We start from the raw sequence: 15,669 nt of genomic DNA, 5'->3' as shown, positions 1-15,669 counted from the left end.
TTTAATTTTCGAACTTTAAACTATTTGAGTGGATTTATAAAATGCCGAAAACACAGATCAATCTCGAAGGTTGGCAAGACTACCGTGGCAACATGGCGGGTAGCCTGCTTTATGTCGAAACTAGCCATCAGTCCGAAATGCCTGTCCGTGACCAGCTGAATGAAAATGAAAAGGGTTTTCTTTACGAACCGAACTATGAAACCAGCACCTATGGTCTGATGAGCTGCTACAATGTGAAGGCTATCAACACGATTGTGAAGAGCAAGAGCCGTTACATTCTTTTCGGTACCCGCTACGAAGGCTTGAGCGATTCCGAAATGCGCAACAAGTACCTCATCATGGGTTACATGCGTATCGATAAGATCAAGGATGTGCGTACCCGTCACGTGCAGCGCTACATGGCAAACCCGGAAATGGAAGAACCGGAATGCATGCAGATGGAACACAACTGGGCTGTCTACGGTCCGATGCGTTTTGTCTCCCTCGATGATTCCTTCGTTGTGACCGACGAAATTCTCAAGGAATGGGGCTACAAGGGCCATGCTTCCCGCCAGCTCAAGACCGTGTTCTCCAAGGAACACCTCGAAAAGATTCTCGCTCACTTGGATTCCAAGCAGGATATGATTGACGAGTATATCGCTACCGTCGATGAATACAAGGAAGCCCTCGCCGAAGAATAATTCTTCGAAAAGCGAAGTCTAAAGGTCCCGCCTCGGCGGGGCTTTTTTATTTCTTTTTAGCGAGGAGCACGACCGCGCCTTGGGCGGCCTGGAACAGTAGCGGGATGTAGCCTAGCAACCCGGCGGACAGCACGACCGATGCCGGAATTCCAAGAATGCCCGTGAACAGGGCCACTTGAGTCCCTTCGCGGACACCGATGCCGTTGAGTGAAATCGGAACCATCGAAATAACGGTAGTGATGCTAGTGAATACGACTAGAATGCTGATGTCGATATCGACTCCGACCGCCCGGAAATAGGCATAGGCTATAAACAACGTCAATAACTGTAACCACAGCGAATCGAGTGACGAGAGCAAAATTTGCTTTTTATGCTTCCTATATATAGAGAGGCTGTTTTGCAATTTGGGAATAAAGGCGAGTCGGTCGGTTAAAAAATGGGGAATCGGGATTTTGTCCGAAAACAGGCAGAGCACGACAATGACCATGCAGGCGAGCAACGCAACTGTCATCGTGATGGTGTAGGCGATGGGAATTTCGGCTTGGTTCAGTGCAAAGGGGAGCGCTATGAAAAAGCAGAGGAACATAGCAAGTAGCCCTTGGATGCGGGCGAGCAATACAGCCGAAACGGATTGACTGGTCTGGTTAAATTTTTTTCCAAAAGCAAGGGACTTCACGGCGTCGCCACCAAAACCGGTCGGGAGCAGGTTGTTGAAAAAGTATCCCATGGCGGTGTAGGCGTAGTATGTCTTGAACGGAATTTTTGGACCTTGTACCGAAAGCCCTTTCCAGCGGTTTGCCTGGATTGCCATGACGAGCGTTGCCGCCACAAGCATTGCCAAAATCCACGGTGTCATACCGATATTCCAGTTGTCAATGACTTCGCTGAGCGGGATTTTGTAGAATATGTAGGCAAAACCACCAATGCTTACGAGAAGCTGGATAATTCGCTTGACAAAGAGCTTTGTGCCTGTCTTATCGGTTGCCATTGACTGCAAAAATAGCATTTTTGATTTTGAAAAATTTATATTTAAGAAAAAAGGTTTTTATGTATCGCAATAAGATTCGTTATGATGTTGCTACGCTTGTCCCGAAGGATGCCAAAAGTGTTCTTGAAATTGGGGCTGGCGCCGGAATGAATTACGTTATTTACCCCAAGGATTCATACAAGGTCGCTATCGAACCCGAAGAACGTACCGATGCGCAGACGATTGACAAGGTTCCGGGGGGCTTCAACGAATACCATCATGGATTTTATGAGCAATATACCGAAGACCGCAAGTTTGACTTGGTGGTCATGTGCGATGTCTTGGAACATGTGAACGATCCGGTGGATTTAATCAATTTCTGTAAGAAACATTTGAATCCCGATGGTCATATTCTCGTTTCTTTGCCGAACTTTATTTGCATCGAGAACCTTCTCAAGATTATCATCACGAGAGATTTCCGCTATTTTAAGCCGGATGAAGGTGAACATGCGCTTGGCGTTTTGGATATTAACCACAAGACGTTCTGGACAAAGAAGAGCTTTGTGCGCTTTGCGAAGGAAAACGGTCTCGAAGTGGAACGCATCGTGGGCATCCGCAAACAGCTCAAGTTCATGCCGAACTTGTTGAGCCATTCGTACTTTATCCCGTTCCAGTACGGATTCTTGACGAAACTCAAAAAGTAAAATCTTTAATCTTTAATCTTTATTCTTTATATAAGGCGCCTAGTTGCGCCTTTATTTTTTGCGCACAAGTTTCCCAAGTGAAATGGCTGACCCATTCCGCAATTTCATCATCGTGCTTGCCCTTGTCATCAATGGAATTCTCGAGAGCGCGGGCGATATTGGAGGCGTCTTGCGGGTCGAAATACTTGGCGACTTTGCCGCCCACTTCTGGGAGTGATGAGGTGTTGGAACAGACCACGGGCGTACCGCAAGCGAGCGATTCGAGCACGGGTAGCCCAAAGCCCTCGTACAGCGAAGGCAATACAAAGAGGTCGGCGAGGTTGTAAAAATTCACGAGGTCTTCTTGCGAGACCATTCCCGCATGGATTGTGAATTCTTCAATGCCGAGTTCTTTTTCGCAAGTCTCTTTGGAGCGACCGTCAAAGGCTTTTCCGACAAGCACGAGACGGCAGTTTTCACGCCCCTGCATTTGGGCAAAGCCCTCTAAAAGCATGTTCAAGTTCTTGTGAGGGAGCAAGTTACCGACATAGAGCAAAATCTTCTTGTCGCGCGGAATGTTGAATTTGTCGTATAGATAATCGATTTCGGCGGGTGATTTCTTGACAAATTCCTTGCCTACGCCGAGCGGGATGACCGTAATTTTGGATTCGTCCATCTTGTAGAATCGCAAAAGGTCGCGCTTGGTGCTTTCGGAAACGGTAATAATCTTGTCGGCGCGCTTGCTGACAAACCAGAAAATGAACTTGAAATAATAGTGGACGAGCTTGAACGGCAAAAATTCGGGATAGACGAGGTGGGTGAGGTCGTGAATGGTCACGAGCATCTTGCCACGGTAGAATAGCGGTACATTGCAGTGCGGAACATGCAAAATATCGGGCTTTTCACGATAAAGTGCCCGGTACGGGAATTTGAGCTGTTCCTTGTAGCCGTAAATGCTACTGATAAAGCGGATGTGCTTGGGAATGTTATCGTAAGGTTTCAGTTCCTTGGGGTCGCCGAGGGCGATGGAATAGCCGACATCCTTGAGCCAGTGCTGGATACAGGTGCCAATACCGGACTTGTTCACCATGCGTGCATCGATGGCAATTTTTGGTGCTTTTTCAAGGTCTTTTTTGTCGGTATTGCTCATCTTTTGAGGGTCCTTTTCATGATACAAATAATTTGTACGATGTCAAAATACATTATTTTTAGCGTGTTTTACTAGGTAAGTGTATCATGATGATTAAAAAACGCCTTTGTAAACTGAAATATACAAAAATAGGTTGGATGAAAAATTGCCAAGAAAGGAATTAATAGATAATTTACAAATAGTCAAATCGTTAAACCGCCTTGTAGGAGAAAATAATGAGTGGTAAGATGACAAAATGGCTGGCTGGATCCCTAGTGGCAATGGGAGCGTTCGTTGCAGGATGCTCCGATACCAACTCTTCAGATCCGTTTGCCTCTACAGTAAACGATGGCGTCTATTTGAAAAATGACGCTAAGGGCATGTGGGCTCGAATTGATGCAAGCGGCAGTATTGCAAGCTACTTCGATTCCCTTTCAAAGGAGGAAGGTGCTCCTGTTATTGGAACTTCGACTCGTTCCAATATCCGTTGCGCAGCTCCGGCTCTTAAAATGGATGAGAACACCCGCTATCTCGACGAACTGGAATCCCTCTTTGACGAAGGTGAACAGGTCGAAGGTGTCTGCGGAAAGGCTATCAAGCTGAGCGACGGTCAGGTGGCTCCGCTTGGCGTGAATTTGATTGATTCTATGAGTGTTGGAACAGTCGAATTCTGGTTCCGCCCGAACGATGACTTCTTTGACAAGCAAGCAAGAACGCTTCTTGGCAATGACGGTGCTCGAATCCATTTCTTCTACAAGAAGGGCGAACTCTTCTTCCAGAAGAATCATCATAACCAACATTACTACGTGCAGGGCAAAGCCGTGCTTAAGGAAGATGACTGGAACTTGATCGCTGGCCAATGGGGAAATGGCTACATGAGCTTGTGGCTCAATGGCGAACTTGTCGGTTATTGGGAGCATGACAAGGGCTATGTGCCTGCTCAGCGTGATATTCCGTTCGAAAATCTCGTCGTGATTGGTTATAAGTCTAGTTGCTGCATGGAGGGGCCAGGGCAGTACGAGGCTATGACCACGTCGGGTTCTTTCGACCAGTTCCGTATCTCGAACATCAATCGTTATACCTTGCCGGATTCTGTGACGGCTAAGGATATTCCGGTTGATGAAAAGGATACAGTCGTCAAGGAAGATGTCACTAAGGATGAAGAAGTCAAGGAAGATACCGTTGCAACGGATACCGTAAAGAAGGACGATATCACTTGCAAGACTTCTTCTCTTATTATGGACGAGAAGACCCTTTATTTCGACGAACTGGAAGCGGAATATGACGAAGGTACGCTGGTGGATGGCGTCTGCGGTAAGGCTATTTCCCTCAAGGATGGCGAAAGCATCCAGACTGGGATTAACCTGATTGACGAAATGCCTGCCGGCACAGTGGAATTCTGGTTCCGTCCGGGTGAAGATTTCGATGAAAAGTTTTCACACACTCTTCTTGGTAATGACGGTGCCAGAATTCACTTCTTCGTAAGATTTGATACCCTTTTCTTCCAGAAAAATCATTCCGATACGCATTACTTTACTTATGGCAAGATGACTCTCAAGAAGGATTGGAACCTGATTGCCGGTCAGTGGGGCGATGGCTTCATGAGCCTTTGGGTCAATGGCGAAATGATTGCAAGCGAGGCTCATGAGAAAGGTTATGAACCTGCTGCACGTGGTCGTGAAAGTGAAAACCTCATTGTGATTGGCCGTAAGTCCGGTTGCTGCATGGAACGTCTTGCTCAGAGTGATCCTTTGACGACTTCTGGTGATTTCGACCAGCTCAGAATATCTTCTGTGGCGCGCTACGAAGTCAAGGTTGATGTCGCTCCGGCTGATACGACACAGGCTGAGTAAGCTATCATCAAATCTCTAAAAGGTCCCGGACTCGTCCGGGATTTTTTGTTTTCAAAATGCTAAATTGCAAGCATGGCGTTCGTTCATTTACAGACTCATTCTGAATTTTCGATTTTGCAGGCTTCGGCCCGACTTGATGATATTTTGGCGGCTGCCGCAGCAGAAAATGCACCTGCTGTTGCTTTGACGGACCATGGTGCCATGTTTGGTATTCTTGAAATCCAGACGCGTGGCAAGGAACTGAACAAAAAGCGCAAGGAGCAGGGGCTCCCGCCAGTCAAGACGGTTTATGGCTGTCACATTTACGTGGACACACCGAGTGCTAGCCAGAAAGATCCGACTACATTTGAACGATTGACGCTCCTCGTCGAGAACGAAAAGGGCTATTACAACCTGCTCCGCATTGTGAGTTACCGCTACGAAGACGGGGAGCGCTGGGCAGAAATTCCGTCCGTTCCGCTCGAGACGATTAATGAATTTAAGGAAGGCATTATCGCCATTGCAGGCGATTATTTTAGCCGTTACGGCCAGAATGTAGCTTCGGGCAGGGATTCTCTTGCGCTCGAATACATGGACCGCCTGAACGAGATTTTTGACCACGACCACCTCTACATCTCGGTTTGCGATAACGGGATTCCGCAGCAAAAGCGCGTGAACGATTTTAACGTGGAACTTGCGAAAAAGTACGGTCGTGAAGTCGTTGCCGTGGGCGATGTCCATTACATCAAGCCCGAAGACGCTACATCGCACAAGATTCTGCGCTGCATCTCGCTCAAGGTCACGCTGAACGGTTTTGAAGACAAGCGCTTCCCGACGGAAAAGTTCTATTTCCGTACCGAAAAGGAAATGGTGGAGCTGTTTGGGCATATCCCGGGCGCCATCGAGAATACGGTCAAGATTGCCGAACGCTGTAACTTTACCGTGAAAACCGGTATCGGTGATGAGTTCTGGCCGCGTTTCAAGATTCCTGATGAATTCCTCGCTTCTGAGGAATACCAGAACATCAAGGCCATCATGAAGGCGGAATACGATGCGGAATATCCGGTCGTCCGTGAACGTGAACTCAAGGGCGTCATCAAGGACCGCAAAAAGAAGGTCAAGGCAAATTACTGTGCCGAAAAAGGCATTACCGAAGATGCGTTGACCGATGCGGACAATGCAGAAATCGATCGCCTCTCGCAGCCGGAATTCTTTGACGAAGACGACAACAAGGCTTGGAAAAAGAACATCCACCGTTGGTGTAAAGAGGGTGGCGATGCCGATATCTATATCATCCACCTTTGCAATGAACGCTTAAAGTGGCGATTCCCGGACGAAGATTTTAAGTTCCCGGCTCACGAAACAGACGTGGGCAAGCGCATGTACAAGGAGCTTAACTGTATCCGTAACATGAACGTTGCGGGCTACTTGCTCATTGTGTGGGACTTCATCAACTGGTCTCGTGAACACGGCATTCCCGTGGGCCCGGGGCGTGGATCTGCTGCTGGTTCCCTGGTCACTTACATCATCGGTATTACCGACATTGACCCCTTGACGTTCGACCTCCTTTTTGAACGATTCCTGAACCCGGAACGTGTGTCCATGCCGGATATCGATACGGACTTTGCGGACCGTGACCGCGGCCGCGTGATCCAGTACGTGACGGATAAGTACGGCAAGGAGTGCGTGGGCCAGATTATTACCTACGGCATGCTCAAGTCGAAGGCGGTGATTACGGACGTGGCCCGCGTGCTCGGAATTCCGCCTGCCGAAGCGAAGGCCATTACGAAGCTCTTCCCGCAGCGCACGTTGAACTTTAGCTTAAAGCAGGCCTGGACGGGTAAAGACAAGAAGGGCAACAACCTCGAAGATGGTTACAGCCCGGAACCGTTGCAGGCGATGATTGGCAGCCGCGCGAGCTACCAGAACCTTTGGGATGTCGCAAAGCGACTTGAAGATTTGCCGCGCCAGACGGGCGTGCATGCTTGCGGCGTGGTGATTACGCCGACTCCGATTTACAACCTTGCTCCTCTGTACCGTGCCGCTCCGGAAGATACGCCGGTGGTGATGTACGATAAGCACTATGCTGAAGACATCGGACTTTTGAAGATGGACTTCCTTGGACTTATCAACTTGTCCATCATTCAGGATACGGTGCGAATGGTCGAACAGAACCGTAACATCAAGCTTGTGATGAACAAGATTCCGATTGATGATAAGGCAACGTTCGAACTTTTGGGCAAGGGCCTTACGACGACAGTGTTCCAGTTCGAATCTCCGGGTATGCAGAAGTACCTGCGCGAACTGAAGCCGACCCGAATCTTTGACCTTATCGCTATGAACGCCCTGTACCGACCGGGGCCGATTGACCAGATTCCGCACTTCATTGCCCGTAAAAACGGCAAGGAAGAGATTGACTGCTACCATCCGGACTTGGAACAGGTGCTAGGCGAAACGTACGGCGTTATCGTGTACCAGGAACAGGTGATGAAGCTTGCCCAGATTTTGGGTGGCTACACGCTGGGCGGCGCTGACAACATTCGCCGTATCATGGCGAAGAAGATGCCCGATAAGATGGCAAAACTCGAGCCGGAGTTCTTTGAAAAGTGCGAAGCGAGAGGTTACGATCATGCGGTCATAGACAAGATTTGGAAGGCCGTGCTCCCGTTCTGCGGATACGCATTTAACAAGAGCCATGCCGCTGCTTACGCTTACGTGGCTTACCAGACGGCGTACCTCAAGACGCATTACGGTCCGGAATACATGGCGGCCTCCATGACCTCCAAGATGGGTAAGACCGAAGATACGGTGACCATCATTTTGGAATGTAAGCGTCTCGGCATTGAAGTTTTGTCTCCGAATATCAACTCGTCGTTGGGTGTTTTCTCTGCAAATAAAAAGGGTCAGATTCTTTATGGTCTTGCAGGTATCCGCAACGTGGGTATCGCGGTTGTCGAAGACGTGGTCGCGGAACGTGAACGCCGTGGCATCTACAAGGACATCTTTGATTTCTGCAAGCGCGTGACGGAATACCAGGCGGCACAGCCTGAAAAACGCCCGCCGCTCAATAAGAAAGTCTTGGAATGCTTGATCATGGCGGGCGCCTTGGACGATTTGCCGGGTAGCCGTGCTGTGCAGTGTGCAACGGTGGACCGTGCTTTGGAAGTCGCCATGCGCAGCCAGGAAGACAAGGCCAAGGGCCAGGTCTCGTTGTTTGACCTGGGTGGCCCTGCCGCCATTCCGAATACAGCCGAAGTTCTGGAAGAAGCCGAAGAATGGACGGCGATGGAAATGCTCAACAAGGAACGCAGCGTGCTTGGCTTGTTCCTTTCCGGGCATCCACTTGATGAATTCCGTCCGGAACTCACGGGCTTTACGAGCTGCTCGCTTTCGGAAGACGAAATCACCCGTTATGTGGGCGATACGGTCGTCGTGGGCGGTGTCGTTATCCGCATGCGCTCCATCGAAACAAAGCGTGGCGATACGATTGGCTCTGGCGCAATCCAGGATTTCCAGGGCGAAGTTGAAATGTTCTTCAAGAAGGACGTCTGGGAACGCTTGCGCGATACGGTTTCTATTGATGACCGCGTGCTTGTGAAGGGCGTCCTAGAACAGCAGCGCGACCGCGATGGCTACCAGATTATCGTTGAAGAAGTCATCCAGCTTGACCGCGTGCGTTGCGACATGGTGGATTACATACATGCGAACTTCACTGTCGGCATGCTTACAGACGAGTTCTTGGACAAGCTTGAAGTTGAAATGAAGTCGAATTTGGCAGATGAATACTGCCATGGTTGCCAAATGGTGTTCCATTTGGAGGCAGATTCCGGATTTGAGCATGTCGTTGTCCTGAAAAAATATAAAGTTGTATATACTCAGGAATTGTTGCAGTGGCTTAAAACAGATTTGGGCGCTCTGAAGGTTTGGGTATCGAATCGTGCAAAACGTTAACGAAGAAAATTCTCCTTATATCCTCTTCTGTGCAGGGGAGGATTCCGGCGATATGATTGGCGCCGAGATGGTGTCGACTGCCGTGCAGCAGGGCTTCAAGGTCATTGGCTTGGGCGGTCCGTTGATGCAGGAGAAAGGGCTCCAGCCCTTGTGGGACTACAATGATCTCCCGGTTTCGGGGGTGGGCGATGTAGTGCCGAAGTATTTCTCGTTAAAGAACGTTTTTGAAGTCTTGAGCGATGCCGCAGAATCCAAGAAATGCCTTGGCATTGTGGCGATTGACTATCCCGGATTTAACATGAAGCTGGCACGCCTTGCCAAAAAGTGGGGAAAGCCCATGCTTTATGTGGCGCCTCCGCAAGTCTGGGCATGGAAATCCAAGCGGGCGAGCCTCTTTAAGCAAGCTAATAATATCCGTTTGGCGGTATTCTTTGATATTGAAGCAAAGGCTTACCAGCAGATGGGCGTTGAAACGGTTCGTATCAAACATCCGATTGCGGGCTGGGTTTACGACCAGGTTGAACCGCGGTCTGACATGTTGCTTTTGCCGGGAAGCCGCCGTGATAGCGCCTTGCGCAATTTGCCGTCTTTTGTAAAGGTCGCCGAAAGGTATCGCAACACGTGGGCAGAACGCAATTCGGGACCGCTCCCGGACGTGATTGTCGTTGCATCGCGTGAGCATTTGGAAGTGCCGCTTCTGGTGGCGCTCGAAAAACTTTATGACGGGCGATTGCCGAGCTGGCTAAAAGTTGTTGTGGCGCCTAAGCTTATTAGCGAACGTTTGAATTTCTACTCGGCGTATTCGGCGGCGCTGACCTCGTTTGGAACGAGTACGCTTGAAATGGCTTGTGTCGGGATTCCGTTTGCCGCTTGTACGATGCCGGATTTCCTCACGTACGCCATGGGCAAGTTTATGGTCAAGTCCGAATTCCTGTCGCTTCCGAATGCAATTTTTGGCTGTGGCGTGACTCCGGAATTCATCATTCGCCATAAGCTGAACGACCGCATGGCCGATGCGATTGTTGAAGCGCTTTTCCAACAAGATATTGGATCCGCAGACGAAATAGCCTTGCGTCTCCGCAAGGCTCTGGATGTCGGTAAGACTTCTAGCGAACTAGTGTCTGAATTTCTTGCTCAGTTCCTCAAGCGTTAAGCGCATGAGCGTTGGGCTCCCGAACGGGGACTTGAGCGGATCCTGCGTGATCATCAACTGGCCGACGAGTGCCGTGATTTCTTCGGGCTTGAGCTTGTCGCCTGCCTGGTAAGCATTCGTCTTTGCCCAGGATTTCGCAATCGCTTCCTGGAACTTGACCATGTCATTCTTGGTGTCGTTTTCGTCGACATCGTTCAAGAAGTCGTGAACCGCTTTGGCGGCACGCGAAAGCGGGAGTGCGCTTGGAATCGAGCGAATTTGGTAGGTATCTCCGCCAAACGGCTCGACAAAGAATCCGAGCTTGCGCAGTTGCTCATCGACGTTTCGGAAGATTTCTTTTTCTTGCTTGGAAAGATCGATGAGTTCCGGGAACAGGAGTTCCTGGCTATCTTGCATGATGTTATTCTGGAGCGATTCCATTGCCTGTTCAAAGAGCACTCGCGTGTGGGCGGCGTGCTGGTCGATGATCAAAAGACCGTTGGAATCTTCGCCGGCGATGTATGTGTTTGCAATCTGGAAGAACGAGGGCGGCGCCCACGGCGTCTCGGGAGGCGGTGCTGGCTTGCTGTGGTCGGGTTCCAGCGAAATAATCTTGCCGTATTCAGGGAGCGAAAAGAGGTCCTGAACGTCGTCGCTTACGTCGTATTTAGACTTTTTGTCCGAAAGCGAGTTTGCTGGTTTTGCCGGTTGAGCGTAAGGCTTGCTTGCGAAACTCGGCTGAGCTTGCTGTTGTATTGGCTGTTGGGATGCTGCGGCGTATGGCTTTGCCTGCTGGAACGGGTTTTCCCACGGCAAGTCGTTTTGCGGCTGTGCGGGCGTTTCAGGCATCGCGGGTTGCGCTGGCGTCGTCTGAGAAACCTGTGTCGGACCTCCCATAAACTCATCGCTCAAGTCGATGATGGGGGAGTGCGCTTCCAAATCCTTTGTAAACGTATCACGGATGGCATGTGTGACGACTAGGAACACCAAGTTCCCATTGGCGAAACGGACTTCGCGCTTTGCCGGGTGCACGTTGATGTCGAATTCCATGTCCGGCATGTCCAAAAACAGTACCGTGACAGGCTTGCACTGCGCTCCATACGGCTCGTACGCTTGCGAAACAGCCTTGCTTACCATCTTGTTTTCAATGGGGCGGTTCCTCATGAAAAGGAACTGGTGGTTGCGCTTGCCGTTTGTCTCGGTCGTGGGCGAAATGTAGCCTGTCACATGGACGCCTGCTTCGGTGTAATCGACGGGGAGCAAACCCTTCGCGACCTTGGAGCCAATGGCTTCGGCGATGCGGCTGCGGAGTTCTCCGGGAACGCCTGTAAAGACGGTTCTATCGCCAACTTTATAGTCAAAGCGGATTTCCGGGTGCGAAATGGCTGTCTTCAATACAATGTCTAAAATGCGAGAACATTCGGACGTTTCGCTGCCGAGGAATGTGCGGCGCACGGGCGTGTTGTAGAACAGGTCTTCGACGAGGAATGTGGTGCCACGGCTTGCTTGGATGTCCTCTTTTTCGATAACTTCGCCACCCTTCACGACGATCCGGCCACTTTCGCCTTCTTGCGTGGCGCTAGTGATGGTCAACTTCGAAACGGCGGCGATAGAGGCGACTGCTTCACCACGGAAACCATTTGTATGGAGGTGAAATAAGTCGTCTGCATTTGTTAGTTTAGATGTAGTATGACGGAGGTAGCACAGGTCCAAATCGGCGGCACCCATGCCTTTACCGTTGTCTGTGACCTGGATTTTTTTCTTTCCTCCTTGTTCAATCTGGACTTGAATTCGGGTTGCTCCGGCGTCGATTGCGTTCTCTATAAGTTCCTTGACAGCCGATGCAGGGCGTTCAATGACCTCGCCAGCAGCAATTTTATTGATGATTTCATCGGATAAAAGGTGAATTTCAGCCATTTTCGCTTTTATATGTAGCTCTTTGTATATACTTTTTAATATTTGATTGCTATATTATAAATATAGCTAATGAATTTTTATGAACAAGTGAGGTGAGTGAAATGGTTTCAAATCTATTCCTTCAGCTAGCACACATTGAATTACTGATGTCTTACCCGGTCAAGGACATTTTGACCTTGGTCAAACGAGATTCGCGATTCAACGTGAAACTCCTAAATGATTTGTACTTCGAAGATTCATACGTAGATGAAAGCGCTTACCGTTTCATAATGGACAACATCGTCGCGTGGTTGTACGAACGCGGTGAAAATCCTGATGAATTCATCGAACGCATCGTGAAGCGTTGCGCTGCATTTGAAGCAGTTCCCGCTCGTAGCGTTCTCCGCTCCTACTTGCCGTTCGTCTCTTCGTTCTACTCTGCTGAAGATGCTCGCGAACTCTGCTTGGAAATCATCCCGAAACGTTACCCGTTCCTTACGAAGGCAAACATCCTCCGTAACGACGTTATTGATGGCAATCGCAGGGTGGACTTCACGTTCCAGTTCGAGACTCCGGGTGTCCTCGCTGCGAACCCGATGCGTTGGATCCGCAGCATGATCAACATCGGACCTCTCCTCTTGAACACGCCTGCATACGAACACATTAGCTACCTCGCCACGCAGACCTCGTTTATAGAAGCTCTTGAAAATCGTGTCCCCGCCGAAATGAAGGAAGACGGTGGTGTCTATATCAAGGGTGAACTTGTTGGCCGCCATGCAACATTTGAAGATTGCATCAAGGAACACAACCTCGAATGGAAGAACGATGTTGAAAAGAGCATTGGTTGCGTCCGCTCTTTGACCGACATCCGCGACCCGAAGACCGGCGCTCTCCTCATCGAAAAGGATTGCTACTACGGCGCTCCGGCTTACGTTCTCGAGTTCAACTTCAAGGCAAACGTGAATGCTTCCGAACCGTTCCTCAAGCTCATGAGCTCTGTTGTGAAACAGGAATTTGCTGCCTGGGCTCCGATCCAGAAGGCTCACGAACAGCTCCTCGATGCCATGAACGATTCCGTCACAATCGTGTACTACAAGAGCGATGACTCCATCTCCGTGAACAGCAAACACCTCATGCGTAACGTTCCGGCTCGAATCCTCCGCAACTTGCTCCGCGAATACACTGTGACTGGTCGTGAAGAATATGAAAACCGCGAATTCAAACGCGATCCGGCTATCTGCATGGACCCGCTCCGTCCGAACTTCGAGAGCAGGTTGAACCGCGTCATTGCCCATATCAATGGCTCTGACGATCCGGAACATCCGAGTGAAGGTGTCAAGAAGTACTTCGAAATCGAACGTCATCGTCGCGGTGGTTTCCGTTTCGTTCCGAAGTGCAAAATCATCTTCAGAGAAGAGTAGAATTACTTTGTTCTTATCGTTTTGTTGGTGATTGTAAAGTGAAATTTATGATTGGTAGTAAAAGGTAAGAACGGTAAATTTTATTAAGTGAAGAAATAAGAAAAACGAAAGAATCGGACCCCTATCAATTTGGTATATTTAGAGTGTTGAGAATGGTTGGAAAGGTAAATCCTGAAACGACTTTATCATTGCTCCCCTCCTGATAGGTTCAAGGTTCTGGAAACCGCTCAATATTTTCTCCTTCTTAGGAAAGGGCTCTTCTAGAGCCCTTTCTCTTTTTTTAAGCACTTTCATCCTGGCGCAAGCGCCAACCTTACGGCTCAGCCATGACCATACAAGTATGGTCGCGGCACTCGCCTTTTAAGGTTGTGGCCGACGCTCTATTCTCACAACGTACTGCTTTTAAATTATTGATTGTATATCAGTCACGCTATTTATGAAATAAAAAAGCCCGCATCATGTGATGCGGACCTCTCTAATAACTAATGACTATTGACTAGTGACTAACCAGTAATTAGCGGCGGCTTAGGGCCATTGACTAATGCTTGCGCATTAGCGGCGGCGGGCAGCCATTTCCTTCGTGAGGATGTCCATGACAGCACCGATTTCGGCAGGAGCCTTGAACACCGGGTTTGCGTACTTGCTGGCGATGTTTTCGAGCTTCTGTTCGTGGTAGCCGACCTTGAATTCCGTGAACTTGAGGCCGTGTGCCGTGCTGATGACGACGACGTTTTCATCCTTAGCAATCTTGCCTGCTGCAACGAGCTTTTCGAGAGCGCCGAGAGCGACACCCGTGTGCGGGCAGCAGTAGAGACCGATGCGGTCGCCGCGGTGGGCTGCGTTGGCGAGTTCTTCTTCAGAGACGCTTACGACCATGCCGTTTGTCTTCTGGATAGCGCGGACTGCCTTCGGGTAGCTGACCGGGTTACCGATCTGGATAGCAGATGCAAGAGTCTTCTTGGCCTGAACCGGAACGAGCTTGTCGAAGCCGCGTTCGTATGCTTGGTAGAACGGGTTTGCGTTTTCGGCCTGAGCGACGATGATGCGCGGGATGCGGTCGATGAGGCCCATAGCCTTGCAGTCTTCGAAGCCCTTGGCAAGAGCACTCACGTTACCGAGGTTACCGCCCGGGATAATCACGGTGTCAGGCACCGTCCAGCCGAGTTCCTGGCAGATTTCCGGAGAAATCGTCTTCTGGCCTTCGACGCGGAGGCTGTTCATGGAGTTGGCGAGGTAAATGCGGTTGTCCTTCGTGACTTCCTGAACGATTTTCATGCAACCGTCAAAGTCGGTGTCGAGAGCGAGCACGATGCTGCCGTTAGAAATCGGCTGGATGAGCTGTGCGGTGCTGGTCTTGCCAGCCGGGAGGAACACGATGGAAGGAATGCCAGCCTTGGCGCAGTAGGCGCTGAGGGCTGCAGAAGTATCACCGGTAGAAGCGCAAGCGACGGCGTCAATCGGGTGGATGCCCTTCTTGATGATGTGATTCACTTGGCTCACGAGAACTGTCATGCCGAGGTCCTTGAAAGAGCCCGTGTGGGAGTTGCCGCAGAGTTTTACCTTGAGGCTTCCGATGCCGAGTTCCTTGGCGAGCGGGGCTGCGTCAAAGAGCGGGCTCCAGCCTTCGCGCATGGTGACGATGTCTTCGACCGGAATATCCGGGAGCACCATTTCGCGCTTGCTCCAAATACCACTCATGTCTTCGGGCTTAAAGCTCATGCGGCGTTCGGCAAAGAGCTTCTTCCATTCTTCCGGGCTGCGGCTGGCGAGTGCTGCGCGGTCGTGTTCGACTTCGAGCAGGCTACCGTCCACCTTGCTGCGGTAAATGACGTCGGTCAGCGGGTAGGTATCGTCGCCGTTGATGTTTCTAAAATGAGCGTTAAACTGAGACATAATTTCCTCTTTGTTTTTCGACCGCAAATATAGCATTTTGGATTAGAGTTCCAAGTTTTGAGTTGTTAGTTACTAGAATATCTTA

At 50.0% G+C, this 15,669-nt stretch carries 10 protein-coding genes; 6 read left to right on the top strand and 4 right to left on the bottom strand.

Annotated elements, in window-relative coordinates; all coding sequences use genetic code 11:
* The first annotated feature begins 41 nt into the window (after window positions 1–41).
* A complete protein-coding gene (locus BUC30_RS02765; RefSeq protein WP_073423419.1) occupies window positions 42–680 on the top strand; it encodes a hypothetical protein in 639 nt (212 codons plus the stop codon).
* A gap of 46 nt (window positions 681–726) precedes the next feature.
* Here the strand turns inward: BUC30_RS02765 and BUC30_RS02760 are convergent, their stop codons facing one another.
* Window positions 727–1,668 (bottom strand): lysylphosphatidylglycerol synthase transmembrane domain-containing protein, encoded by a 942-nt coding sequence (locus BUC30_RS02760; protein ID WP_073423418.1) that lies wholly within the window; start codon window positions 1,666–1,668, stop codon window positions 727–729.
* A 59-nt stretch (window positions 1,669–1,727) separates the two neighbouring features.
* On the opposite strand from BUC30_RS02760, the gene BUC30_RS02755 reads away from it, so the two are divergent.
* Window positions 1,728–2,351, top strand: coding sequence for a class I SAM-dependent methyltransferase (locus BUC30_RS02755; protein WP_073423417.1), 624 nt, complete (start codon window positions 1,728–1,730; stop codon window positions 2,349–2,351).
* 19 nt (window positions 2,352–2,370) lie between these two features.
* Here BUC30_RS02755 and BUC30_RS02750 read toward each other — a convergent pair whose 3' ends face one another.
* The gene (locus BUC30_RS02750) at window positions 2,371–3,480 is read right to left on the bottom strand and encodes a glycosyltransferase family 4 protein (RefSeq protein ID WP_073423416.1); all 1,110 of its coding nucleotides are present in this window, start codon (window positions 3,478–3,480) and stop codon (window positions 2,371–2,373) included.
* Between the two features lie 215 nt (window positions 3,481–3,695).
* Between BUC30_RS02750 and BUC30_RS02745 the strand changes: the two genes are divergently transcribed.
* The 3 genes from BUC30_RS02745 (at window position 3,696) to BUC30_RS02735 (ending at window position 10,395) form a co-directional block, all read left to right on the top strand.
* Entirely contained in the window at window positions 3,696–5,312 is a 1,617-nt protein-coding gene (locus BUC30_RS02745; protein WP_073423415.1) for a LamG-like jellyroll fold domain-containing protein, read from the top strand.
* A gap of 72 nt (window positions 5,313–5,384) precedes the next feature.
* Window positions 5,385–9,242 (top strand): DNA polymerase III subunit alpha, encoded by a 3,858-nt coding sequence (gene dnaE, locus BUC30_RS02740; RefSeq protein ID WP_073423414.1) that lies wholly within the window; start codon window positions 5,385–5,387, stop codon window positions 9,240–9,242.
* A complete protein-coding gene (locus tag BUC30_RS02735) occupies window positions 9,229–10,395 on the top strand; it encodes a glycosyltransferase family protein (RefSeq protein ID WP_073423413.1) in 1,167 nt (388 codons plus the stop codon). The genes dnaE and BUC30_RS02735 overlap by 14 nt, the downstream gene beginning before the upstream one ends.
* On the opposite strand, the gene mutL is transcribed toward BUC30_RS02735, so the two are convergent.
* Window positions 10,357–12,291 carry a DNA mismatch repair endonuclease MutL gene (gene mutL / locus BUC30_RS02730; protein ID WP_073423412.1) on the bottom strand — a complete coding sequence of 645 codons (1,935 nt, stop codon included), beginning with the start codon at window positions 12,289–12,291 and terminating at the stop codon, window positions 10,357–10,359. The genes BUC30_RS02735 and mutL overlap by 39 nt on opposite strands.
* A gap of 101 nt (window positions 12,292–12,392) precedes the next feature.
* On the opposite strand from mutL, the gene BUC30_RS02725 reads away from it, so the two are divergent.
* Window positions 12,393–13,691 (top strand): hypothetical protein, encoded by a 1,299-nt coding sequence (locus BUC30_RS02725; RefSeq protein ID WP_073423411.1) that lies wholly within the window; start codon window positions 12,393–12,395, stop codon window positions 13,689–13,691.
* 552 nt (window positions 13,692–14,243) lie between these two features.
* Here BUC30_RS02725 and thrC read toward each other — a convergent pair.
* A complete protein-coding gene (thrC, locus tag BUC30_RS02720) occupies window positions 14,244–15,584 on the bottom strand; it encodes a threonine synthase (protein ID WP_073423410.1) in 1,341 nt (446 codons plus the stop codon).
* Window positions 15,585–15,669: the final 85 nt, after the last annotated feature.

The organism is Fibrobacter sp. UWB7, from assembly GCF_900142945.1.
Lineage (GTDB): Bacteria > Fibrobacterota > Fibrobacteria > Fibrobacterales > Fibrobacteraceae > Fibrobacter.
This window is presented reverse-complemented; position numbering and strand designations above follow the sequence as displayed.